Source organism: Microthrixaceae bacterium (assembly GCA_016702505.1).
Classification (GTDB): Bacteria; Actinomycetota; Acidimicrobiia; order Acidimicrobiales; family Iamiaceae; genus Aquihabitans.
Genome location: JADJDU010000008.1, coordinates 210,711 through 234,134 on the forward strand (window position 1 = coordinate 210,711; position 23,424 = coordinate 234,134).

Here is a 23,424-nt window from a genome sequence, read left to right on the forward strand (position 1 = left end):
GCCTCGGTCAGGGCGACGAGCGGACCCACCCGGTTAGCGTGACGGTGTGTGTCGTCGATCGCAGGGGCCGAACCGGCCGGCTAGAAGCTGTGGCTGAGGACCTGTTCGCGGCCGCGGCCCACGACCGACTGGAGCGCCGGGCTCCGCTGGCCGAACGAATGCGCCCGGTCCGACTCGATGACATTGTCGGTCAGGACCACCTGCTGGGGCCAGGTCGGCCGCTCCGGGTGCTGATCGAGTCTGACCGGCTCTCGTCGGTGGTGCTGTGGGGTCCGCCCGGTACTGGCAAGACGACGCTGGCCCGAGTGATCGCCGGTCACACCGCCAAGGCGTTCGAGGTGTTGTCGGCGGTGACCGCCGGCGTGAAGGACGTTCGTGAGGTCGTGGCCCGCGCCAGCCAACGGTTGGGGGAACGCGGGCAGGGGACGATCCTCTTCCTCGATGAGGTGCATCGGTTCAACAAATCGCAGCAGGATGCCTTGCTTCCCTCGGTCGAGTCCGGTCTGCTGACGCTCATAGGCGCCACCACAGAAAATCCCTACTTCGAGGTGAACCCACCCCTCCTCAGCCGCTCAACACTGTTTCGTCTGAACGCGCTCGACGACGACGCCGCCCGACAGCTGATCGCACGGGGGCTCGAGGTCGAAGGCGCCACAGCTACAGGGGAGGCAGTGCGTCACCTGGCCAGCCGGGCCAACGGCGACGGTCGCCACACGCTCACCAGCCTTGAGGTGGCGGTTGCCCTGGCCCGGGCCCGGGCCCAAGGAGGCTCACCAGAGGTCACCGAAGCCGACGCAGAGGCCGCGCTGGGAACAAAGGCAATCCGCTACGGGCGAGACGACCACTACGACGTGGTGTCGGCGTTCATCAAGAGCATCCGGGGATCGGATCCAGATGCAGGGCTCTACTGGCTCGCTTGCATGCTTGAAGCGGGCGAGGACGCTCGCTTCATCGCCCGGCGGTTGATCATCCTCGCTTCCGAGGATGTCGGCGAGGCTGACCCGACGGCTCTGGTGGTAGCGGTGGCCGCGGCGCAGGCCCTCGAACACGTCGGCCTGCCCGAGGCCCAACTGAACCTGGCCCAAGCTGTGGTCCACCTGGCCACAGCCCCCAAGTCCAACCGGGTGGCGCTGGGGGTGTGGCAGGCCCGCGACCACGTCCGAACCAAGCCGAGCTCCGGAGTCCCTCCCCACCTGCGCGACGGCCACTACCAGGGGGCGGCGAAGCTCGGGCACGGTGCCGGCTACCGCTACCCTCATGACGACGCTCGGGGCTGGGTGGAACAGGAGTACCTGCCGCCCGAGGTGGCCGACGAGACCTTTTACCGACCGTCTGCCCATGGTCATGAACGCGAGGTTGCGCAGCGGATGGACCAACTCCACCAAAACACGAGCGACCGGGATAGGTCGTGACCACGTCGGGGATCCTGGCCGAAATGTCGGCGTCAGATCTGGCGCTGGTGGTCTTGACCGTGTGCAGCGTGGTCTCGGTTGTGGCCGTGCTGTTCGCGTTGCAGAGGGTGCTCACCACGGTCCGCCAGGTCACGGCAACGCTGGAGGAGATCAATGCCCGGGCGGTCCCGCTGATCGACGAACTGGCCCAGAGCCTGGCCGAGGCCACCGACGAGTTGGCTCGGGTGGAGCGCCTGGTCGGGTCGGCCGAATCGATCTCGGCCACAGTCGACGCCACGTCCAAGCTCGCCTACCGGGCCCTATCGGCCCCGGTGATCAAGACGGTAGCGGTCACCTCCGGTGCGTCGCGGGCGGCGCGGCGCCTACGAGGCGAGGACAGCAGGAAACGCTGAGGAGTGCGGAATGTTCAAACGGGTCACGTGGATGGGAATCGGCATGGCGGTCGGGGCTGCTGGTGCATTCCGGGCCAAACGCAAGGTCGAGGAGGCCGTCGAGCGATACCTGCCCGAGCAGGTGGCCGATCGGGCCGTCACGTCGGCCCGTGGCGTGGGAAGCGTGGTCAAGGCCGCGGCCCAGGAGGGGCGCGATGCCATGAGGGCTACCGAATCGGAGCTACGAGCCCGGGTCGAAGCCCGGACGTTTGTGGGTGAACGTCCTCAGCCCGCGGTCTCAGCCGCATCACCGCCGGGTCCACGGCGCCAGAGTCGCGCCTCTAGTCCTCCCAGTGACATGGTCACCGGGCGTCGCCGCTCCCGGCGCTGAGCCGGGAGCGGTCAGTTGGCGCGCGTTCGAAGGCTAAGGAGGCCCCGCCGGTAGGGTGGACGCACCCGTCCCGCGGCAGATCCGCCCACCCGCCACTCAGGAGGCCCTGGAACCATGAATGCCCACGAGTTGCGGCGCGCGTGGACGGAGTTCTGGGTGAGCCGGGATCACACCGACGTCGAGTCGGCGGGGCTGATTCCCCATCACCCGTCGGCCCCCATGTTCACCAATTCGGGGATGATGCCGTTTGTGCCCTACTTCGTGGGTGAGGAGCAGGTCCCGTACCAGCCGCCCCGAGCGTCATCTATCCAGCGATGCGTACGTGCCGGCGGCAAACACAACGATCTTGATGCCATCGGTCGATCCCCACGCCATCTCAGCTTCTTCGAGATGCTGGGCAACTTCGCTTTCGGCGACTACTTCAAGGCCGAGGCGATCCGCTGGGCGTGGGAGTTCTCGACCGAGGTGCTCGGCCTCGACGGCGACCGAATTTGGGTCACGTGCCATGTAGACGACGACGAGGCGGCCGAGTTGTGGGTGAGCGAGGTCGGGTTCCCGGCCGGCCGCATTCAACGCCTGGACAAGGACAACTTCTGGGAGATGGGCGACACCGGTCCCTGCGGGCCCAGCTCAGAGCTGTTCTTTGACTTCGGACCTGAGCACGGTCCCGCCGGTGGCCCCGCGGATCCCGCCGCCGAGCACCGATACGTGGAGTTCTGGAACCTCGTCTTCCAGCAGTTCTTCCGTCAACCAGATGGAAGCCTCAAGCCGCTCGAGACCCGGAACATCGACACCGGTGCCGGCCTCGAGCGGATGTTGTGCGCCACCATCGGGTCGCCGAGCGTGTTCGACACCGACGAGCTCAGGAACCTGGTGTCGGTCGGGGAAACCCTCACCGGCAAGCGACTGGGCCAGGACCCCGCCAGCGACGTCGCCCTCAAGTTGTTGGCCGACCATGCCCGCACCATGACCTTCCTGGTGGCCGACGGCGTGGTGCCCTCCAACGAGGACCGTGGCTTCGTCCTCCGACGGATCATCCGACGGGCCATCCGCTTCGCCTACCTGCTGGGCGTCGAGACCTCGATCACCCCGGCATTGGCTGAACGCACCATCGAGTTGATGGGTGACGCGTACCCCGTGCTGAGGGACAACGCCGACACGGTGGTTGGCGCGCTGGCTCGGGAAGAGGACCAGTTCCGACGCACGTTGCGAAGCGGCCTGGGGATACTCGATACGGCGCTAGACGAGATCCCCGCCGGGGGAGAACTGCCGGGAACGGTGGCGTTCCAACTGCACGACACCTACGGGTTCCCACTCGACGTGACGTCCGAGATAGTCAGCGACCGTGGGTTCGGCCTGGATCGAGCCGGGTTCGACTCAGCCATGGAGGATCAACGGCGTCGAGCGCGCGAGGCGGGCCGCAAGGGCGGCATCGAGGTGGGAGCCCACGCCGATGCGTTTCAGGCCATCCTCGAGGAGCACGGCACCACCGTGTTCGTGGGGCGCGAGGTAGAGGCGGTGGATGCCACCGTCATCGGGGTGGTGCCTGCCGAAGATGGACGCCTCGGTGTCTTCTTGGACCGGACTCCGTTCTACGCCGAAGCTGGTGGCCAGGTCGGAGACACCGGAACGATGGTCTCGGCGTCGGGTGATTTCGTTGGCACGGTGGTGGACACTCTCAACGCTCTGCCTGGGTTGCACCGCCATGTGGTGGAGGTGACCGCCGGGGCGGTTGCGGTCGGAGACCGGGTTACGGCCACGATCGACGGGGATCGTCGGGCCGCAATCCGCCGGAACCACACCGGCACCCACCTCTTGCACTGGGCACTGCGGGAGGTGCTCGGATCCCACGTCAAGCAGCAGGGATCATGGGTGGGACATGACCGGTTGAGGTTCGACTTCAGCCACTTCGAACCCGTAACCGCAGATCAGGTCGTAGCCATCGAGGACCTGGTCAACCGCGACGTCTTGGCCAACGAGGTGGTCCACCACTTCGAGACCACCAAGGACGACGCCACCCAGCGGGGGGCCTTGGCCTTCTTCGGCGAGAAGTACGGCGACACCGTGCGAGTGCTCGAGGCCGGTCCCCATTCGATCGAGTTGTGCGGTGGCACCCATGTCAGCCGGACCGGAGACATCGGGCCGGTCAAGGTGATCTCAGAGACATCCATCGGTTCGAACCTGCGACGTATCGAAGCGGTGACCGGAACCGGGCCGATCGAACGGATCCGTCGAGAGGAGGCCGAGTTGGCGGCAGCAGCCGAACGGGTGGGTGTCCCTCGACCCGAGCTGCTCGATGGTCTGGAGAAACGACTGGCTGAACTGAAGGACCTTCGGGCCGAGGTCAGGTCTCTCAAGGCCAAGCTGGCTACCAGCGGCGCCGCCGATCTGGCCGCCACCGCCGACGACGGCGTGGTGGTGGCCCAGGTCGATGGTCTGGCCCGCGACGATCTGCGGAACCTGGCGGTCGCCGTTCGCGACCACACCGGCATCCGGGCCGTGGTCCTTATCGGGGCTCCCGACGGTGGTGGCGTGGCCCTCGTGGCCGCCACCGCTGTCGAGGGTGGGCCTGACGCGGCCTCGCTCATCGCGGACGCGGCACGCGCCGTGGGTGGCGGTGGTGGCAAGGGACGCGACCTGGCCGCGGCCGGCGGACGTAACCCGTCGGCCATCCCCGAGGCCCTGGCGATGGCCCGCGCTGCCGCGGGTCTGGGATGACGTGCGGGTAATGGGGATCGACCTCGGTTCCAGGCGCATCGGCGTGGCCGTGTCTGATTCCGATGGTCGGGTAGCTACACCACTGACGGTCGTTGAACGCCATCGCGACCGCCAGCGCGTGCACCGCACCATCGCGGAGCTGGCACGGGAATGGGAGGTGGATCAGGTGGTCGTTGGACTCCCCATCGACCTCTCCGGCCAGGTCGGTCCGGCGGCAAGCGCGGTTCTCGAGGAGTGTGACCACCTTGCTACGGCGGTGGGGGTTCCGGTGGTGACCCACGACGAGCGCATGACCACTCGCATCGCCGACCGGGCCCTGCGCGAGCGCGGCGATCTCGACGGGCGTGACCGCCGCAAGGTGGTCGACATGGTGGCGGCGTCGGTGATCCTCCAGGACTGGTTGGACCAGCAGCGAGGCGCCGATGACATCGCACTCGGAGGAAACGACCCCGAGGGTGGCCAGCCATGACAGACCAAGAACCCGGCCCGGAACTGCCAACATCGCCCGAGGCCCGCACCGGTCCGGCCCGCCCGCCGCGACGTGACGATCACCTCGACGACCACTTCGACGACGACCACTTCGACGACGACCACTTCGACGACGACCACTACGACGACGACCAGTACGACCACCGCGGGCTCGGGGTGGGTCGACGGCGTCAGATCCTGCTCGGCCTCGGAGCGCTGGCAGTCGTCATGGCCATGCTGGCAGGAGCGCTCTGGGTCTGGTACGGCCGTCAGGTGAACCCGCCCGGCGGTCCTGGAGAGGTCGTCTCGATCGAGGTTCCGACCGGCGTGTCGGTCCGCGGAATCGGAGCCATCCTCGAGGACAAGGGCGTCATCTCGAACGCCAGCGTCTTCAACTTCTACGCCGGTCGACGAGGAGCCGGTCCGTTCCAGGCCGGGGTGTACGACCTGCAGACCAACTCCGACTTCGACACGGTGTTGGAGACGCTCGACGCCGGTCCCACCAAACCAGTGCTGGCCGAACCCTCCGACACGGTGTCCATCCCTGAAGGGCTTACGGTGCGGCGCATCCTCGATCGGCTGACAGAAGCGGTCCCCGGAACAGACCGGGCCGCCCTCCAGGCCACATTGGACCGCGGCGAGGTGGTCACCAGCCTGCGCCCCGCAGATCAACCCAGCTACGAAGGTCTCCTGTTCCCGGCCACCTATGAGATCGGAGACGGCACCACCGGCCCGATCCTCCTACAGGACATGGCGGCCGAGATGGAGAAGCGGCTCGACCGTCTCGACCCCGCCGGGGCAAGGGTCCTCCTAGCCGAACGCTGGGGGCTAGAGCTGAGCGACTATGACCTGTTGAAGGTGGCGTCGATGGTCCAAGCCGAAGCCGGTAATCCTCAGGAGGCATCCAAGATCGCCACCGTCATCTACAACCGGCTGGCCCGAGGCATTCCCCTCGGAATCGATGCCGTCGATCGCTACGGTGCCGAACTGACTGGCACCGAGGTGGACTTCACCGACGGATCCTTGCCCTACAACTCCCGTCGACGAAAGGGCCTGCCCCCCACGCCGATCGCTGCACCAGGGGAGTTCGCACTCGAGGCGGCGCTGGCTCCCGCCGAAGGGGACTGGCTCTACTACGTGCTGGCCGAGGAACGGTCTCACGTGTTCTTGCTCACCGACGCCGAGTTCTTGGAGGCCAAGCGCCTCTGTCGAGAACGAGGTCTTGGTTGTGGCTGAGATAGACCACCAGTGGAACCCGTCGGGTTCGACGCGCCTGGCCGCGGTGATCGGCAGCCCGGTACGTCACTCCCGTTCGCCGGCCCTGGCCAACGCCGCCTTCCGGGCCGCCGGCCTCGATTGGGCCATGGTGGCCTTCGACGTACCCGATGGAGGCGCCGAGGGGGCCGTGGCAGCGGTTCGGGCTCTCCACCTGGGCGGGCTCATGGTGACGATGCCCCACAAGGCTGCGGTGATCCCGGCCCTGGACTCGCTCACCCCAGCAGCGCAGGCGCTCGGTGCGGTCAACTCGATCTCATGGGTGGGCGGCACGTTGGTTGGTCACAACACCGACGGTGAGGGCCTGGTCCGGTCGCTGCGCCACGACAGCGAAGTCGACGTGGCTCGACGACGGTGTGTCGTACTCGGCGCTGGGGGAGCGGCCCGTTCGGTGGTGCACGCCTTGGTGGTCGCCGGAGCATCCGAGGTGGTGGTCGTGAACCGCACCCCCGACAAGGCTGCGGTGGCGGCAGCGCTGGGTGGTGCCGCGGGACGGGTCGGCCAAGTAGACGACATTGTCCAGGCAGACATCGTGATCAACGCCACCTCGGTAGGCATGGGTGCTCCTGCCGGCGCTTCGGGTCCGTTGCCGTGCCCCGCGGATTCCTTGCGTCGCGGTCAGATCGTGGTGGATCTCGTCTACCAGCCGATTGTCACCCCGCTCCTGGCGGCGGCAGCGGCTTGTGGAGCCCAACCCGTCGACGGGATCGGAATGCTGGTGCACCAGGCTGCCATCTCCTTGGAGCGCTGGACCGGAGAGCTCCCCGAGCTGGCCGTCATGCACCGGGCAGCTCGCGCTGGCTGAGGGGCCAACCGGCCCATTCCGGGTGGGGAAACCTTGATTTGGACCGGCAAATGCCGATCTGTTGACGGCAAGCCCCGCTACACCGTCTTAGGAGGACCCCGTGGCTCTGCAGGGTGACCTTCAGTCCTTTGCTCTAAACGATGTGCTCCGGCTCCTGTCGGGCACCTCCAAGTCCGGCCGCCTGGCAGTTACCAGCGGCGGAGACAACGGCGATGTCTGGTTGGACGGTGAAGGGGTGGTGGGCGGCGCCGTGTCCAGCGCCCCGTTCGCCACCGACGTCGTCGACGTGGTCATGGAGCTCCTCCGCTTCGTGGAAGGTGCCTTCACCTTCCACGACGACGAGACGATCTCCGAGCCGGCCGAACCTGCCGACGTGGACACGGTGCTGGCTCGGGCCGAGGAGCTGCTGGCGGAATGGAAGGAGGTGGAAGCGGTGGTTCCCTCGATGGAGGGTTGGGTCGTGTTCGCTCCTGAGATCGAAGGTGAGCAGACCACGGTTACCGCTGCCCACTGGCGGGTTCTGGCTGCCCTCGGTGGAGGGCTTACCGTCCGCGAGCTTGGCGCCCACTTCGAGCAGACCGATCTGGTCGCGTCACGGCAAGTGAAGGAGCTGGTCGAAGCAGGTCTGGCCCGACTGGACGAGGCCCCTGCCGACCGGCCCGAACCAGTGGTCCGCAGAGAAGCCAGCGCGTCAGCCACCGAGACCACTGAAGCCACCGAGCCCGTCGGTACCGGCGAGCGAGACGATCTGTCGGTGCTACGGGCCGAAGATGGCCCAGTGGTGATCGAGACCAGCGAGGACGCGCTCCTGCCGGAGCCGCTTCCAGGGTCGGGCACCAGCTTCGCTGGCGACCTCGATGACATGACCGCAGTCGACGGTCGTGACACCGAACCTGAGCCTGAGTCTGATTCTGAACCGGATGCCGGTCCCGGCGCCGCCGACTTCGATCCATTGGCCGATGATGCTCACGGGATCGAGTTCGGTGACCCCGAACCACCGGTCACCAGGTTCAGCGACGGTACCGAGGTCGGTGCCGGCGATGCCGAGCCCTTCGCTGACGCAGACGACTTCTTCGGATCCGCCGAGGCCTCTGATGCCCCGTCCGAGGAGGTCGATGCCGACCCTTTGGACTCGACGCCCTCGACCGACGCCGACGGAGGCTCGGGCGACGGGGGCGATGACGGGGACCGGGGCGCCCTGCTCGACTTCCTCTCCTCGGTGAAGCCCTGACCTCGCTGGTCCTGGCGCTGCTGCTGGCCTTACCAGCTCTGCTGGTCGGCTCGTTCCTCAACACCCTGATCGTCCGCGCTCCCACCGAGGAGGGCATCCTTCGCCCAGGGCCCCACTGCATCGACTGCGATGCCAAGCTGGGCTTCGCCGACCTGATCCCGGTCTTCTCCTGGCTTGGTTCCAAAGGCAAGTGCCGTCACTGTGGGGAACCCATTCCTGTGGGATACCCCCTGGTCGAAGTAGCCAACGTCGGTTTGTGGGCGGCGGCAGCAGTCCGGTTCGGGCCGACCTGGGATCTGGTGCCCTACCTCGCGTTCTATTCGGTCCTGCTGGCACTGTCGGTCATCGACCTCGAGCTCTACCTGCTCCCCAACAGGATCACCTATCCGTCGATCGTCGGCTCGATCGTGGCGATCCCGATCCTGTCGTTGTTGCTACGACAGGATCCGGGCCTGGCCATTCGGTCGGCGTACCTGGGGGGTGTCGTCTACGCCGGCTTCCTGCTCGTCGTCCTGCTGCTGTGGGAGGTCCTCGTCCGGCGCGAGGGGATGGGGATGGGCGACGTCAAGCTGGCGGTGCTGCTGGGGATCTGGGTGGGGTGGATCCACCTGATCCTGGTGGCCTACGCGTTGGTGTTCGCCTGCGTTCTCGGTGTGGTGGTCGGCGTGGTGATGCTGATCGTTCGAAGATCGAGTCAGGCCTTCCCCTTCGGCCCGTGGCTGGCCATGGGGGCGATCATCGCCATCATGCGCAGCGATGCAATCCTCGAGCCCTTGAACCGGCTTTCTGCGACCTGGTGAGCTTCGTCCCGTCACGGGTGCCCCGGTAGCGTGGCCCCCGTGCTCCGCTACCTAACCGCCGGCGAATCTCACGGTCCCGCCCTCGTCGTGGTCATCGAAGGGCTGCCGGCCGGACTGGAGATCTCCACCGAGGAGATCGGCCATGAACTGGCTCGACGGCGGCTCGGCTACGGGCGTGGACCTCGGATGCGCTTCGAACAGGACGTGGTCACGCTGGTAGGCGGCGTACGTCACGGCCGGACGTTGGGCTCCCCTGTGGCCATCGAGATCGCCAACTCAGAGTGGAACCGAGACCCCGACAAGTGGCAGCGCGAGATGTCACCTCGGGGCGAAGACGGTCCCACTCAGGCCCCGCTCACCCAGGTTCGTCCTGGTCACGCCGACCTTCCCGGCATGCAGAAGTACGGGTTCACTGACGCCCGTGACGTGCTCGAACGGGCCTCGGCTCGCGAGACTGCAGCGCGCGTCGCGGCGGGGGCGGTAGCCAAGAAGCTGCTGGCTTCCATCGGGGTCCAGATCGTGTCCCACGTGATCCAGATGGGCGCGGCGCGTTCCTCGACGACACATCGGCCCGGACCGGGAGACCTCGACCTCGTCGATGCCAACGAGGTTCGCTGCGTCGATCCCGTTGCCGCCCAGGCCATGGTCAACGAGATCAAGGAAGCAGCACGGGAGGGCGACTCACTCGGCGGCGTGGTGGAGGCGATCGCCTACGGAGCACCGATCGGGCTCGGTAGCCACGTTCACTGGGACCGCAAGCTCGATGCCGCGCTGGCCCAGGCCGTAATGAGCATCCAGGCTGTGAAAGGCGTGGAGATCGGAGACGGGTTCGACGTTGCGGGTCGGAGGGGTAGCGAGGCCCACGACCCGATCACGTGGTCAGCCGATGGCGGATACGAGCGAGGCTCGATGCTCGCCGGGGGGGTGGAAGGGGGCATCTCCAACGGTGAGCCGATCCTGGTCAGAGCCGCCATGAAACCGCTCGCCACCCTCAACCGACCCACCTTGGCCACCGTGGATACCGCCACCAAGGAACCGGGCGTGTCCTTCAAGGAACGCACCGACGTCACCGCAGTGCCGGCCTTGGGCGTGGTGGTCGAGACCATGGTCGCCCTGGTGTTGGCCCAAGAGGCCACCCGCAAGTTCGGCGGGGACTCCGTTGAGGAGATGGTCAGGAACCATCGATCCTTCGTGTCGGCGCTGGCCGCCGGTCCTGTCGGTGCCTGAAGACGTCCCGACCGTGGCGGTGGTGCTGGTCGGCCTGATGGGATCGGGTAAGACCACCGTCGGCAAGAAGGTGGCCAGGCTGCTCGACTGGCGCTTCGTGGACTGTGACGTCGAACTGGAAGCGAGGTCGGGTCGGTCGGTGGCCGAGTGGTTCGCCACCGATGGCGAGGCGGCGTTCCGTCAGGCCGAGGCCGATCTCTTGGCCGAACTACTGGCCGAAGCCGGTCAACATCCGACGGTGGTGGGTGCTGGTGGTGGCGTGGTGGTGACCCCCGCGAACCGAGACCGGCTCCGTGCAGGGGATGTGGCCGTGGTGTACCTCCACGCCGATCCGGCGTTTCTGGCTTCTCGGACCCAGCGCAAGCCGCATCGCCCACTACTGACCGACGACCCCTTGGTGGTCTTGACCAAGATGCATGAGGACAGAGACGCCTTGTATCGGGAGGTCGCTGACGCCATCGTCGAGGTCCGCCCGGCCCACGAGGCCGGGACCAGACCCAAGTGGCGCATCGCGGAGCAGGTCGTAGAGGCGCTGGCCGAGTTGGAGGTCGACAGGAAATGATCGAGATCGAGGTACCGCTGGCAGACCGGTCCTACCCGGTGCTGGTGGGCGACGGTGCTCGGCACCGGTTGTCCGAGGTGATCCCCTCTGGAGTCCGCCGGGTTGCGGTCGTGAGCCAGCCGTCGATTCCCGTCGAGGTCGATCCTGGTGTGGACCATCGCACGTTTGCCATGGGTGAGGGCGAAGCGGCCAAGAACCTCGGCACGGTCGAGGACCTGTGCCGGGATTGGGCTCGGTGGGGCCTGACCCGAGGTGACTGCGTCGTGGCCGTGGGTGGTGGCGTCGTGACCGACACCGCCGGTTTTGCGGCAGCCGTGTATCACCGTGGGATCTCGGTCGTTCACGTGGCTACCACGCTTCTCGGTCAGATCGATGCTGCCATCGGTGGGAAGACCGGAGTGAACCTGCCCGAAGGCAAAAACCTGGTCGGCTCCTTCTGGCAGCCGTCTGCCGTCCTGTGCGACACCGAGGTGCTGTCCACGCTGGCGCCCCGGGAATACCGCAACGGTCTCGGTGAGATGGCCAAATACGCATTTCTCGGTGTGCCAGACCTGGCCGATCTACCCCTGGATCAGGCGGTGGCGGCCTGCGTGCGCTGCAAGGCCGACGTGGTCGGTTCCGATGAGCGCGAAGCGGGTCGGCGAGCGATCCTCAACTACGGTCATACCCTCGGTCACGCACTGGAGACGGCCGGTAGCTACGACCTTCGACATGGTGAGGCAGTCGCGATCGGTCTCATCTACGCCGCCGAGGTTTCCCGCCTCCTGGGCCGAATTGATGCCGACCGGGTGGCCGAACACCGCAAGGTGGTGGGCGCATACGACCTCCCGATGACGATCCCACCGGGCCTGGACCCCGAGGAACTGATCGCCCTGTTCGCCCGAGACAAGAAGGCGGTCGACGCCCTCACCTTCGTTTTGGACGGGCCCGCTGGAGTTGAACCGGTGAAGATCACCGATGCTGCGCTTCTCCGGGCGGCGATGGACGCCGTGCTCTAAGCCTGTATCCACCGATAGGCAGCGCCTTCCGGCGAATACAGGCCAAGGAGGTACGCCGATGGGCGGACCGACCCATAAGCACGGCATGGCTAAACCGAGGCGAAGCCTCGGTCTGACCACCCTCGCAGCGACGACGACTGGACCTATCCGCGCGGTCCTAAGCCTTGGTACGCACCGGCGCCTGACTACGCCACCAGATACGGGTTCCCCCCTCGGCGGCCTGCCATGGGCGAGGATGGGGACATGACCAACGTCTCGGACCAGCCTGTGGTCCTCCTGTTGTCGGGTCCCAACCTGAACCTGTTGGGCCAGCGAGAGCCGGCGGTGTACGGAACGGCCACGCTTGAAGATCACGTTGCCACCGCAGAAGCGGCCGCAGCCAGCCATGGAATTGCCCTGGAACACCTACAGACCAACTTCGAAGGTGAACTGGTCGAGGCCATCCACTCAGCACGCGGTCGGGCGGCAGCGATCGTCGTCAACCCGGGCGCCTTCACCCACTACGCATGGTCGATCCACGATGCCCTGGCAGCATTCGAGGGTCCTGTGGTCGAGCTCCACCTGTCCAACCCGAATGCCCGGGAGCCGTGGCGTCATACCTCGGTGGTGGCTCCCGTGGCGGCCGGCACCATCGCCGGTTTCGGTGGCCACAGCTACCGCTTGGCCATCGAAGCGGTGGCGGCCCTGCTCGGGCGGTGAGCCCCAGTTCGGTGGAAACCATGACCGCTTCTGCGAGGATCTGGTGATGGACCGAACCTCGTTGCCCGCCATGGACATCACGGCCCGCCTGCCCCGCTTGCAGGCCCGATTGGATGAGGCCGGCGTTGACGCATTGTTGGTCACGAACCTCACCAACGTTCGCTACCTGAGCGGGTTCACCGGTTCGGCCGGACGCCTACTCATCTCCACCGACGGTGTGACGCTCCTGACCGACGGCCGCTACGGCGAACAGGCCCAAGCCCAACTCGATGACGCCGGCGTCGTAGCCGACTTGGAGGTGGCCGGTGCCGCCGGCCAGAAGGAAGCCCTGACGGCAAGCCTCGAAGGACTTGGAGTCGGTATCCGCCTCGGTCTGGAGGCCGCGTCGGTCACCTGGTCGGCCCAACAGGCCTACGCAGAACTGCTCGCTTCGATCCAGGGTGTCCTGGTTTCCACCGAGGCGATGGTGGAGGACCTGCGCATAGTCAAGGATGCCGGGGAAGTGGCCCGGATCGAGGCGGCGGCGGCCATCGCCGATGCCGCCCTAGCCGAGGTCCGCAACCGCCTCGCCGATGGGCCGACCGAAGCCGAGTTCGGGCTCGAACTGGACACGGCCATGCGTCGCCTCGGCGCGGATGACCTCAGCTTCGAGACGATCGTGGCGGCCGGAGCCAACGGGGCTCGACCCCATCACCGACCCGGGTCCATGGTCCTGTCGGAGGGGGATCTGGTGGTGATCGACTTCGGCGCCCTGATAGACGGCTACCACTCCGACATGACCCGGACGGTGATGATCGGGGAACCGTCGGAGACCACGCGACGCATGTTCGATGTAGTCCGGGAATCTCAGGCCGCAGGCGTTGCCGCCGTGGCCGCGGGCGTGACAACCGGGGAGGTCGACGCAACCTGTCGTCAAATCATCGCAGACGCCGGCTGGGCCGCAGCCTTCGTCCACGGCACCGGTCACGGTGTCGGGCTGGACATCCACGAGGCACCAACTGTGGGAGATGGTTTGACAGACCCCCTTCGAGAGGGCCAGGTCGTGACGGTGGAGCCCGGTGTGTACCTGCCCGAGCACGGGGGAGTGCGTATCGAGGACACCGTCTTGGTGACAGCGGACGGCTGCCGACCCCTCACCCACGCTCCCAAGGACCCGATGGTCTAAGCCTCGATCCACCGACCGGATGTGGCTTGTGCTCGATCCTTCCTGGTCACCCCGGCAAAGCCGGCTCTCTGTTCGGCCACCGATGGTGCTGGTCTGGCTGACGAGCCGGAAACGGGAGGGCTGGGCGAGGGTTAGGGGGCAGAGCCCTTTGTGGCGGAGCCCCCGACCTGCGGAGATCGGCTCTGCCGGTCGCAGCAACGAAGACGTCGGCCTCTAAGCTAAGGAGGCGAGTCGACCCTGTGACCAGGACGAGATGTGACCTACCCGCTGGTCGAGGTCGACCGACGATGACGTGGGCCGGCTCGGAGCCCGTGGTCGGTCTCCGGTAGCGTTGTCGGTTCCCGGGCGCCGAGTCCGAACCGTCAGACAAGCGCGGAGGAGCCTTCGATGGCCATCACCACCAACGACCTCAAGAATGGAATGAGCCTCAACCTTCCCGAGGGGCTGTACCAGGTGGTCGAGTTCCAGCATGTGAAGCCGGGCAAGGGTGGTGCTTTCGTGCGGACCACGTTGCGCAACGTTCGCACCGGGAACCAGCTCGACAAGACCTTCCGTGCCGGTGAAAAGGTCGAACAGGCCATGATCGACAAGCGCGACATGCAGTACCTGTACCGAGATGGCGCCGACTACGTGTTCATGGACAACGAGACCTATGAGCAACTCAACGTGGCCCCAGCCTCGCTGGGTTCGGCGGCTGACTACCTGCGGGAGTCCGATTCGGCCGTGCTCCAGATGTACGGCGACGAGATCGTCGGGGTGGACCTGCCCGCAGCGGTGGAGCTGGTGGTGACCGAAACTGAACCAGGCGTGCAGGGCGATCGTGTGTCCGGTGCCCGCAAGCCGGCCACCCTCGAGACCGGCAAGGTCGTACAGGTGCCGTTGTTCGTCAACATCGGAGACAAGCTCCGGGTCGACACCCGTACCGGCGACTACATCACCCGCGCCTAGGCCGACGTGTCAGACGCCTCTGTTCCGCCCGAACTGGGCCTCGAAGACGACGACGTCATAGAGGCGTTCGAAGTCGTCCCCGATGAGGCCGAGGTCGAGGCCGCGCCCGGCGTGACCCGGGTGTCTGGCTTCGACGGTGTCGGCACCCGACGAGAGGGTCGGGAGCGGGCGCTGGCGCTGCTGTTCGAGGCCGAGCAGCGGGAGCTGAACCCGTTGTCGGCCATCCTCGACGGACTGCCCTTGGCCCCCGATGCCTTCACCCGTGATCTGATCGTCGGGGTGGGATCGCACCAGAGCGAACTCGATGACCAGATCGAACGCCTCGCCACTGGGTGGACGCTGGAGCGGATGCCGGCCATAGACCGGGCACTACTTCGCATCGGTGCCTTCGAGTTGACCTGGACCGACGTTCCCGTCGGGGCCTGCATCTCCGAAGCTGTCGAACTGGCCAAGCGGTACTCCACCGACGACTCGCACCGTTTCATCAACGGGATGCTGGGCGCGGTGGCCCGCGAGGTTCGCGACGATCAGCCAGAATGACGCCATAGACACCCACACAGACGGCTCCGCCGAAGAAGCTCCGACCAACGAGCCGTTCCCACTGCCATGGCCTCCGCTGTCTCGCGGGTCGATCGCGCTGCGCCCCTGGGGGGCTACCCCCAAGGACGGGGAGTTTCTGGCCGCGGCCTGGGCCGAAGCGGACATAGCCCGGTTCTGCGCGGTACCCGCCGATGCCGATCGAGATGCGGCCGCAGCCTGGATCGCCGCCGAACCCGAGCGGCGAGATGCCGGTCTGGCCCTGGACTTGGCCATCTTCGAGCTCGGCAGCCCCGAGGTAATCCTCGGCGAGGTCGGCGTGACAATGGCCGAACCCACCAAGCGGTGGTGCGAACTCGGCTTTTGGCTGTTCCCCGGAGTGCGAGGGGAGGGCCGGGCCACCCATGCGGTGGACGCCTTCACCGATTGGCTGCTGAACGTGCAGAACGTGAAGCGGGTCTTCGCCCGCATCCATCCGGACAACCCCAGATCGGGTGCGGTGGTGGAGCGAAGCGGGTTCCAGCGGGCCGGTGAACTGCCTGACGGCACCATCGTGTGGGTGGCCGACCAGCCGCCGCCGCTCTGATCACGTGGCTGGGCCACGCTGGTAGCGTGTCGGACTGACCGTGAAACGGGTCCGGTGAGGCCCGTACGGACAGGAAGCGAGGCCGATGGCCGAACGAGAGAGAAGACAGGCTCCTCCCTACGGTGGGGTGTTCCGGGCCCGAACCCGCGTGATGGAACGTGCCGACCTGCAGCGGGCCATATGGCGGATGGCTCACGAGGTGGTGGAAGCCAACCACGGTGCCCTGGATGTGGCGCTGATCGGGCTCCAGACCGGCGGCGTACCGATCGCCGCTGCCCTCGCTGATGCACTGGTGTCGATCACCGATGAACCGGTCGACATCGGCAGCCTGGATGTGGCGTTCTACCGCGACGACATTGGGCTGCGCCCGGTCCTACCCGAAGCGGTGACCGAGATCCCCTGGAACCTCGATGGTCGGGTCGTGATCTTGTGTGACGACGTGCTGTTCACCGGTCGAACGATTCGTGCCGCCCTGAACGCTTTGGCCGACTACGGCCGGCCCCGGGCGGTGCAGCTCGCGGTGATGGTCGATCGAGGTCACCGGGAACTACCGATCAGACCCGATTACGTCGGTAAGAACCTGCCGACGCGGCGCGACGAAGTGGTGGATGTTCACGCGGACGGCGTCGACCTGGGGGAGATGTTGCGATGATCGGCCGACACCTTCTCGAGGTGGGAGACCTGGGCGGAGCCGAGGGCATCGAGGAGGTGTTGCGGCTCACCGACTCCTTCGTGGAGGTGTCGGAGCGAGCCATCCCCAAGGTTCCTGCGCTGCGAGGCCGAACGGTTGCGTGGTTGTTCTACGAGGACTCCACTCGCACTCGGCTGTCGTTCGAGACCGCGGCCAAGCGGTTGTCGGCTGACACCATGAACTTCTCGGTCAGTTCGTCGTCGGTCAAGAAAGGCGAGTCACTCCGGGACACGGCCCGCACCATCGAGGCCATGGGCATCGACGCCATCGTCGTCCGTCACGCCTCGGCCGGCGCGCCCCACCGCATTGCCGACTGGGTCGATGCCGCGGTCATCAACGCTGGTGACGGCTGGCACCAGCACCCAACCCAAGCACTGCTGGACTGCTACACGATCCGTCAGCACCTCGGTGGAGTCGCCGGTCGCCACATCGCCATCATCGGCGACATCAAGCACAGTCGGGTGGCACGCTCCGATGTCGAGGCTTTCACCGCTCTCGGCGCCGAGGTGACCCTGGTGGCGCCTCCCACCCTGCTGCCGCCGAGCCTGGAGGGTTGGCCGGTGAAGGTGAGCCACGACATCGACGCAGTGCTGCCCACCGTGGACGTGGCCTACCTCCTGCGCATGCAACGTGAGCGGATGACCGAAGCCCTCTTGCCGTCGTTGCGCGAATACACCGCCACCTATGGACTCACCACTAGGCGGGCGGCTCTGTTGCGACCCGAGGCCGTGGTGATGCATCCCGGTCCCATGAACAGGGGCGTGGAGATCGCGGCGGAGGTGGCAGACCTGCCCTGTTCGCTGATCCTGGACCAGGTCCGCAACGGCGTGGCGGTGCGTATGGCCGTGCTGTACCTGTTGCTGGGAGCCGGTGCCGGGCTGGTGAACCCCGAACACCGCAACGACGACCCGACCGCCTCGACGCAGTTGGGCCTCGATGCGTCCCCCGAACCGACGGGCGCCGTAGGTGCCACCCCCACCGATGAGGAGAGTTCCCGTGGCTGACCGGCCGACGATCGTGATCAAGGGCGGAACCGTGATCGATGCCAGCGGCGAGCGTGTCGCCGACGTCGTCGTGGTCGACGGCGTGGTGAAGGCGGTAGGTCCGGACCTGAGCGCGGACCGAACCCTCGACGCCGCCGGTTGCATCGTGGCCCCCGGCCTGGTGGATGTGCACACCCACCTGCGTGAGCCGGGCAAGGAGGAGGCCGAGACGGTGGAGACGGGGGCGCGAGGGGCAGCCCTCGGCGGCTACACCGCGGTGTTGGCCATGCCAAACACCACCCCGGCCATCGACAGTGCTGCGGTGGTTCGCCAGGTCCTCGAACTTGGGCGGACTGCACCGTGTGACGTGTACACGTCGGGTGCCATCACCGTGGGGCGGGCTGGAGAGCAGCTCGCCCCCATGGCCGAGATGGCCGAGCTCGGGGTGAAGGTATTCACCGACGATGGTGCCGGGGTGCAGGACAACCGCCTGATGCGTCGGGCCATGGAGTACGCCGTGGGCCTCGGCGTGACCCTGGCGCAGCATTGCGAGGACGATGCCCTGTGCGGCGGCGGCCACATGCACGAGGGGGAGTGGTCGGCTCGTCTCGGTATCGCCGGTCAGCCTGCTGAGGCCGAGGAGTTGATGGTCATGCGCGACATCGCCCTTGCTCGCCTCACCGGATGTCGCATCCACTTCCAGCACATGTCCACCGCCCGTTCGGTGGCCATGATCCGAGACGCAGTCGCGGCAGGACTACCGGTCACTGCTGAAGCCACGCCCCATCACTTCACCCTCACCCACGCCGAGTGCGCCTCCTACGACCCGGTGTTCAAGGTGAACCCGCCGTTGCGGACCGCCGCGGATGTGGATGCGCTCCGGGCCGGGTTGGCCGACGGGACGATCGCCACCATCGCCACCGACCATGCTCCCCACACTCCTGAGAGCAAGGAGCTGCCATTTGACCAGGCCCCTCCCGGCATGCTGGGCCTCGAGACCGCTCTGGCCTTGGCTCTCACCGAGTTGGACATGCCCGTCGGTCAGGTGCTGGCTGCGTTGTCGTGGAACCCGGCCCGAGTGGCCGGGGTTGAGGACCGCCACGGCCGACCGATCGCCGCTGGTGAACCAGCGAACCTGTGTGTGTTCGACCCCGAGGCCACATGGACCGTGCGGGCCGACGACATGGCCAGCCGCAGCCGCAACACCCCCTACGAAGGCCGCGAGGTGCGTGGCAAGGTCCGTCACACCCTTCTCCACGGTGAGCCGGTGGTGATGGCGGGTGAGCCCCAACGCTAATCGGTCAGATCGAGGTTCGCCTCGGTGTAGCTGAGCGCTATTGGGACGGCCTCAATTGGCTGAGTCTCCTTCTGACCTCTCCTCTGCAACCGCGGCCGACCTCTCCAGTGAAGGAAGCTCGAGATACTCCTCAGCGATCGTGTCTCTCGGAGTCTGCGTCAAGAGTGGTCGAAGCTCACTGGATGTCAAACCATCGATCGGGATAGTTTGGGCCTGCCTGTGGCCTTTCATGGAGACGCGTCCATCGGGATACTCAAACACTGCCATTGGATCTTGCGGTATCCAGTAATCACCATCGCGAATGAGAGAGACAACGTACTGGCGCCCAACCTCAATGTGAGGCGCACCGTCAACCGTTTCCTGTAGTAGCTCACCGTCCGACTTGAAGGCACCTAGGACCTGAAGTGTGACAGATGTCTCAATCGCCACTCCGGTATCGAGCAGGATTTCGTCAACGGACACATGCAGGAACCGCTTGAAAAAGACAGGTTGATCGTCGTTTGCTGGAAGCTCCTCAAAAATCTCAGCAGTGACGGTCACAACTGCGACGACCTCTGTGTAGTCAACAATGTCGTTGATCTCATCGACTGGCATGAGAGACATCCCTTGGAACTCGACAGCTCCTGTCGGTCGTCGGCCGCCTGACTTTGAGGCTGAGCCGCACGCAGATGTTGAAAGCGAGGCGATCACCGCTAGAGCAATGCAAACCATAGTAGGTCTCGTGAGCATTCGGTCTCCCCTTCTTGACATCAGTATGCTCCGTTGATCAGCGTGAAGTTCGTCTCACCTAGGTACTTACGCGGAGGTAGGGCATTGCCCATGCAGCCAAGGGCAGCGCTATCGGGTGCTTGGGGCGGTGAAGCATCTCCAGCGTGGACCAATCCGACCGTGTGGCCCGCCTCATGGCATATCAGTTCGTGCATCGCGTCATATGTGCCGCAACGGTTGCCCTGCGCTGCGCAATAGGCGTCTTCGTTCAATTCAAGATAAAGCTGATCACAAAGGCCAGCTCCGGCATCGGAGACGTTCTCACAGAATCCAGCGCCCGCAAAGTTGGCCGGAAGCCGGTGGTTGTCTGGGCGAATGATTATGTCCGTTTCGCCATTCCCGGCTGCGTCATAAATTGGTGAACTGGTGACGGCGGTATTCAAGTCTGTATCGCCGATATGACTCATCACGGCGTGGGCGGGGTTAACACTCCACGGAAGCGTCGCCGGATCCACGTAGTACGATACGCCCAAATTGTCCTGAAGGCATATCTGGTTGGTATCGCACCTCGTGTTTCCGCCGCGAAGGTTCGCAGTTGGAAAGATCCCGTCATAACAGGAAGGAAGCGCGGATAGCGTCACAATTGTCAGGAGAAGCCTCCTAACCGAGTCGCGACACGGCGGGTTCAAGGGGTGACGGCAACACCGTGAGGTGATGGGTCTCCACCGGTCAGAGCGTGATGGCGGCCATGATGGCCGCTGTCTGCACCCTGAACCGATGGAGAGTCCCAGCATGCCAGCTAACCCCTCACCGCGCCTGTCATCTGAGCAAATCCGCGCTGGGATCGAACGCGGTGACCTGACGCCTGTATGCCTGCGGGCTGGGACGTCATCGCAGCACGATCGGACGCGGATCGCCTGCAACGGTGGCCGAGCCGCGTACCCGACAAAGCGCAGGTCCGAGCTGACAGGCACGATTGCGACAAAGCACCGATGCTGGTCGCTGAACCCGAACTGGCGTGGCGGGTGACCAACGTCTCGTGGCCGGAGATTCGCCGATGACGATCTCGATCGGAGTTGGCCCAAGGCCTCCACGGCTACACCGCCAACATCTCCCACGAAACGATCTACCAGGGCGTCTACGCCCCGAAACGTCACGGCCGCCCACCGGGTCAAGATGTTGCACCGCCGTCGTCCACGACGCCGACACACCGGTCAACGCCATAGCCAGCAACGATCCAGCGTTCTCGGCCAGTTCACATCATCCACAACCGCCCACCCGCCGCCGAGGCATGGGCAGAGGTCGGTCACCTCGAAGGCGACCAGATCATCGGCGCCCGCACCAGTCCGCCATCATCACCCTCGTCGACCGCAAACCGGTACCTGTGGCTCGCCCGCCACGACACCCAACTGTGCCTACCGCCTTGAGCCCCAACACGCCCTCACCGCCACCCTCGAAACGATCCCCGAGCTGGACTGACCCTCACCTGGGATCGCGGCAGCGGATGGCCAACCACCCGCCATGCCCAAGCCACCGGAATCGACATCTACTTCGCCGCCTACAAACCATGGCAACGCCCAACCAACGAGAACACCAACGGCCTCATCCGACGCTGGCTCCCCAAAGGCACCGACCTCTCGATCTACACCAAGCCGACCTCGACCGAATCGCCCACCGCATCAACACCATCCCCCGACGCTCACTCGGCTGGACCACCGCCGCCCACCACTACCATCACGCTGTCGCGATGACCGGTTGAACTCGCCCACCCACCTTCGCTGGGCCGGTGTTTAACTCCGCAAGGCTATCCGTGCCGTGGTTCCCGCATAGCAGAGGATGGTAGTGCATTGATCTGCGCTTTACAGGAACTCGACCTGCCTCACACACTTTGAGCCCTTGGGGATGATTGATGCCTCACGCACTTTGAGCGCATGATCCCGGGCCCCGGAGAACGCTTGCCGGTTCACGGAAGGCAAGATCGACATGGCTGCTCGACGTCAGGTCACGAACAAGCTGCGCGAACGCGTACCGCAGGGGCTCCAACGGTGGCAGAGGGCCGGATCTTGAGTCGGACGTGGACACGACTGGGAAGCTCGAGGTCAGGTCACGAACTATGGCGTGGTGGGAAACACTGGCCAGTACGCCATTGCAGGTTTCACAGATTCGGGCTTGGACCCTTCAGGTCAACGGGAGCGGAGGGCGGGGTGCTGGCGGGCTAGGAGTGGGGCCAGGATCGACTTGGGGGTGAGGTGGGCGGCCATGGCTGCCACTGGTTTGCCGTTCCGGGGATCGCCACCGGGTGGCCCTTGGCCAGGGCGTTGATGCCGCAACGGGCCACCGACTCGACCGACTCCCACATGAACGAGGGCAGCGCACCTTCGGCTTCTTCTTTGGTGAAGCCCGCAGCATCGCTGAACCCGGTGTGGACCGGGCCCGGGCACAGAGCGGTGACCGACACGCCGGTGCCAGCCAGTTCGGCGTGCAGTGACCGGCTGTAGGAGAGGACGAACGCCTTGCAGGCGGCGTAGCCGGCCTGACCAGGGAGTGGCTGAAAGGCGGCGGTGGAGGCCACATTGAGGATCGCTCCCCGGTCCCTTTCCACCATGCCGGGCAGGAAACGGGTGCACAGGTCGGCCACCGCCACCACGTCGACCTCGATCATGTTCATCTCGGCAGCCAGGTCGGCAGCGTGGACCGGACCGGTGGTGGACAACCCGGCGTTGTTGACGAGGATGTCGGGGGTCAGGCCCAGCGCCTCCACCCGCTCGGTCAGGCCGGCCCGCACCTCTCGATCGGACAGGTGGGCGCCCAACACCTCGGCCCGACGGCCATCGCGGGACAACTCCGACGCCAGGGCCTCCAACTTGTCCGTCGAACGAGCCACCAGCACCACGTTGCAGGCCACGTCGAGCCAGCTCTCTGGCGATCCCCTCACCGATTCCCGAGGAAGCCCCGGTGACGATGGCGGTCCGATCAGATGCGGGTAGAGGCAGAGGCATCTCCGCACCCTAGAGACCGTCGAGGACCGATGCCGCCGAGTTGGCTGCGCAGACGGTATTGGACCTGCCCCCTTTGACAGACCCTGGCGAGCGTTGACCATCCGCAACCCGGGGACCTGGCCCGACTAATGCCGAGAGCCACCCGGCGTTTGCGATGGCGCGGCTACGGTGCGGGGCCTTCCGTTGGGTGGCGGTGAAGAAGGGGACAGGGGTTGGAAGAGATTCGGGCGGTCGGTTGGGTGGACGGGTCCTGCCGGGCATGGTGCTCATCGATCAGACGCTTCTGCCCGGCCGTGAGGAACAGGTGGTGTGCACGACCGTCGATCAGGTGGTCGACGCCATCGAGCGCCTGGTGGTCAGGGGCTCCAGCCCTCGGCGCCGCCGGTGCATTCGGGGTGGCCGTGGCGGTGGCCGAGGGGACCCGGAGCGGTTGGACGTCCGGGGAGTTGGCCAGGCAGGTGGCCCGCGTACGAGATGCCCGGCCCACCGCAGTGAACCTGGCCTGGGGGGCGGACCGGGCCGCGGCCTACGTCGGAGACGGGGTTCAGGCGGT

General features: G+C 66.1%; 22 protein-coding genes and 1 pseudogene. 20 read left to right on the top strand and 3 right to left on the bottom strand.

Features of this window, described 5'->3' with window-relative positions; genetic code table 11:
- The first annotated feature begins 158 nt into the window (after positions 1-158).
- The 20 genes from IPG97_09635 (at position 159) to IPG97_09730 (ending at position 19,164) form a co-directional block, all read left to right on the top strand.
- Positions 159-1,412 (top strand): replication-associated recombination protein A, encoded by a 1,254-nt coding sequence (locus tag IPG97_09635; GenBank protein ID MBK6856785.1) that lies wholly within the window; start codon positions 159-161, stop codon positions 1,410-1,412.
- Positions 1,409-1,804, top strand: coding sequence for a hypothetical protein (locus IPG97_09640; GenBank protein ID MBK6856786.1), 396 nt, complete (start codon positions 1,409-1,411; stop codon positions 1,802-1,804). The genes IPG97_09635 and IPG97_09640 overlap by 4 nt, the downstream gene beginning before the upstream one ends.
- 10 nt (positions 1,805-1,814) lie before the next feature.
- Positions 1,815-2,174, top strand: a complete 360-nt coding sequence (locus IPG97_09645) for a hypothetical protein (protein MBK6856787.1) — start codon at positions 1,815-1,817, stop codon at positions 2,172-2,174.
- A gap of 114 nt (positions 2,175-2,288) precedes the next feature.
- Entirely contained in the window at positions 2,289-4,892 is a 2,604-nt protein-coding gene (gene alaS, locus IPG97_09650) for an alanine--tRNA ligase (protein MBK6856788.1), read from the top strand.
- 10 nt (positions 4,893-4,902) lie between these two features.
- Complete coding sequence (gene ruvX / locus IPG97_09655; GenBank protein MBK6856789.1) at positions 4,903-5,361, top strand: Holliday junction resolvase RuvX; 459 nt, start codon at positions 4,903-4,905, stop codon at positions 5,359-5,361.
- On the top strand, positions 5,358-6,596 hold the full coding sequence (mltG, locus tag IPG97_09660) for an endolytic transglycosylase MltG (protein ID MBK6856790.1): 1,239 nt from the start codon (positions 5,358-5,360) through the stop codon (positions 6,594-6,596). Before ruvX ends, mltG begins: the two co-directional genes overlap by 4 nt.
- On the top strand, positions 6,589-7,440 hold the full coding sequence (aroE, locus tag IPG97_09665; GenBank protein MBK6856791.1) for a shikimate dehydrogenase: 852 nt from the start codon (positions 6,589-6,591) through the stop codon (positions 7,438-7,440). The genes mltG and aroE overlap by 8 nt, the downstream gene beginning before the upstream one ends.
- Before the next feature lie 100 nt (positions 7,441-7,540).
- Positions 7,541-8,671: a DUF4388 domain-containing protein gene (locus tag IPG97_09670; protein ID MBK6856792.1), complete on the top strand. Its 1,131-nt coding sequence runs from the start codon at positions 7,541-7,543 to the stop codon at positions 8,669-8,671.
- A 218-nt stretch (positions 8,672-8,889) separates the two neighbouring features.
- A complete protein-coding gene (locus IPG97_09675; GenBank protein MBK6856793.1) occupies positions 8,890-9,471 on the top strand; it encodes a prepilin peptidase in 582 nt (193 codons plus the stop codon).
- 39 nt (positions 9,472-9,510) lie between these two features.
- Positions 9,511-10,698: a chorismate synthase gene (gene aroC, locus IPG97_09680; GenBank protein ID MBK6856794.1), complete on the top strand. Its 1,188-nt coding sequence runs from the start codon at positions 9,511-9,513 to the stop codon at positions 10,696-10,698.
- On the top strand, positions 10,691-11,260 hold the full coding sequence (locus IPG97_09685) for an AAA family ATPase (protein MBK6856795.1): 570 nt from the start codon (positions 10,691-10,693) through the stop codon (positions 11,258-11,260). The genes aroC and IPG97_09685 overlap by 8 nt, the downstream gene beginning before the upstream one ends.
- Complete coding sequence (locus tag IPG97_09690; GenBank protein ID MBK6856796.1) at positions 11,257-12,258, top strand: 3-dehydroquinate synthase; 1,002 nt, start codon at positions 11,257-11,259, stop codon at positions 12,256-12,258. Before IPG97_09685 ends, IPG97_09690 begins: the two co-directional genes overlap by 4 nt.
- A 243-nt stretch (positions 12,259-12,501) precedes the next feature.
- Positions 12,502-12,957 carry a 3-dehydroquinate dehydratase gene (locus tag IPG97_09695; protein ID MBK6856797.1) on the top strand — a complete coding sequence of 152 codons (456 nt, stop codon included), beginning with the start codon at positions 12,502-12,504 and terminating at the stop codon, positions 12,955-12,957.
- Positions 12,958-13,027: 70 nt separating this feature from the next.
- Positions 13,028-14,122 carry an aminopeptidase P family protein gene (locus tag IPG97_09700; protein MBK6856798.1) on the top strand — a complete coding sequence of 365 codons (1,095 nt, stop codon included), beginning with the start codon at positions 13,028-13,030 and terminating at the stop codon, positions 14,120-14,122.
- Positions 14,123-14,509: 387 nt separating this feature from the next.
- Positions 14,510-15,070 (top strand): elongation factor P, encoded by a 561-nt coding sequence (gene efp / locus IPG97_09705; GenBank protein MBK6856799.1) that lies wholly within the window; start codon positions 14,510-14,512, stop codon positions 15,068-15,070.
- A 6-nt stretch (positions 15,071-15,076) separates the two neighbouring features.
- Complete coding sequence (gene nusB, locus IPG97_09710; protein ID MBK6856800.1) at positions 15,077-15,610, top strand: transcription antitermination factor NusB; 534 nt, start codon at positions 15,077-15,079, stop codon at positions 15,608-15,610.
- A complete protein-coding gene (locus IPG97_09715) occupies positions 15,507-16,193 on the top strand; it encodes a GNAT family N-acetyltransferase (protein MBK6856801.1) in 687 nt (228 codons plus the stop codon). The genes nusB and IPG97_09715 overlap by 104 nt, the downstream gene beginning before the upstream one ends.
- An 85-nt stretch (positions 16,194-16,278) precedes the next feature.
- The gene (gene pyrR / locus IPG97_09720) at positions 16,279-16,845 is read left to right on the top strand and encodes a bifunctional pyr operon transcriptional regulator/uracil phosphoribosyltransferase PyrR (GenBank protein ID MBK6856802.1); all 567 of its coding nucleotides are present in this window, start codon (positions 16,279-16,281) and stop codon (positions 16,843-16,845) included.
- Positions 16,842-17,888, top strand: coding sequence for an aspartate carbamoyltransferase catalytic subunit (locus tag IPG97_09725; GenBank protein MBK6856803.1), 1,047 nt, complete (start codon positions 16,842-16,844; stop codon positions 17,886-17,888). Before pyrR ends, IPG97_09725 begins: the two co-directional genes overlap by 4 nt.
- Positions 17,866-19,164, top strand: a complete 1,299-nt coding sequence (locus IPG97_09730) for a dihydroorotase (GenBank protein ID MBK6856804.1) — start codon at positions 17,866-17,868, stop codon at positions 19,162-19,164. The genes IPG97_09725 and IPG97_09730 overlap by 23 nt, the downstream gene beginning before the upstream one ends.
- A gap of 51 nt (positions 19,165-19,215) precedes the next feature.
- Here the strand turns inward: IPG97_09730 and IPG97_09735 are convergent, their stop codons facing one another.
- The 3 genes and pseudogenes from IPG97_09735 to IPG97_09745 form a co-directional block, all read right to left on the bottom strand.
- A complete protein-coding gene (locus IPG97_09735) occupies positions 19,216-19,758 on the bottom strand; it encodes a hypothetical protein (GenBank protein ID MBK6856805.1) in 543 nt (180 codons plus the stop codon).
- Positions 19,759-19,913: 155 nt separating this feature from the next.
- Entirely contained in the window at positions 19,914-20,387 is a 474-nt protein-coding gene (locus IPG97_09740; protein MBK6856806.1) for a hypothetical protein, read from the bottom strand.
- Positions 20,388-22,055: 1,668 nt separating this feature from the next.
- Positions 22,056-22,871: pseudogene (locus IPG97_09745) on the bottom strand (SDR family oxidoreductase).
- Positions 22,872-23,424 lie beyond the last annotated feature (553 nt).